Source organism: Paenibacillus mesophilus, from assembly GCF_005938385.1.
Classification (GTDB): Bacteria; Bacillota; Bacilli; order Paenibacillales; family NBRC-103111; genus Paenibacillus_AB; species Paenibacillus_AB mesophilus.
Window position 1 is genome coordinate 1 of record NZ_VCRA01000093.1, and the last position, 549, is coordinate 549.

Genomic DNA, 549 nt, shown 5'->3' on the forward strand with positions numbered 1-549 from the left:
GTCTCCGTTTAGCTTAACGAACTTAAAATGGGTATCGCTTTTCACTTTCGGCTTTACTTTTTATATATTCGTTTCGCCGCATGAGTAAACGTTCCATATACGATCGTAAAAACATCACGTCTGTTAACTTACCAAGTAGTCCAAAAGGTGACGTGTAATCGAATTGATCTGTCATCAACGTACCACCATTTTGTTTTTTAAATGTATGTTCGTGCCTAAACCTTTTAAAAGCACCGCTGACCATCTCATCCACGAATTTATGAGGTGGATCAAACTCAGTAATGATTGATGTTAGTTGTTGGCGAATGCCGAAATGTGTTGCTTCCCAAGTCACAGTTTCCCCTGCTGTAATTAACCCGCTTGTACGACCTTTTATCGCTCTTTCATTTGTGTGTGAGGTTGATTCCATGTGAAGATCGATGCTGCGGGACAAATCAAAGCATACATCAATAGGTGCGTTAATGAGCAGGGATAATTGTATAATTGGCAAAAGTCACCCCTCCTTCTTCATCGGCTTTTGACCCATTTTATCATTTTTACTTCGAGATA

1 protein-coding gene is annotated in these 549 nt (G+C 39.7%); it reads right to left on the reverse strand.

Features of this window, described 5'->3' with window-relative positions; all coding sequences use genetic code 11:
* Positions 1–22: 22 nt before the first annotated feature.
* Entirely contained in the window at positions 23–490 is a 468-nt protein-coding gene (locus FE783_RS37330; protein ID WP_138884454.1) for an SRPBCC family protein, read from the reverse strand.
* Positions 491–549 lie beyond the last annotated feature (59 nt).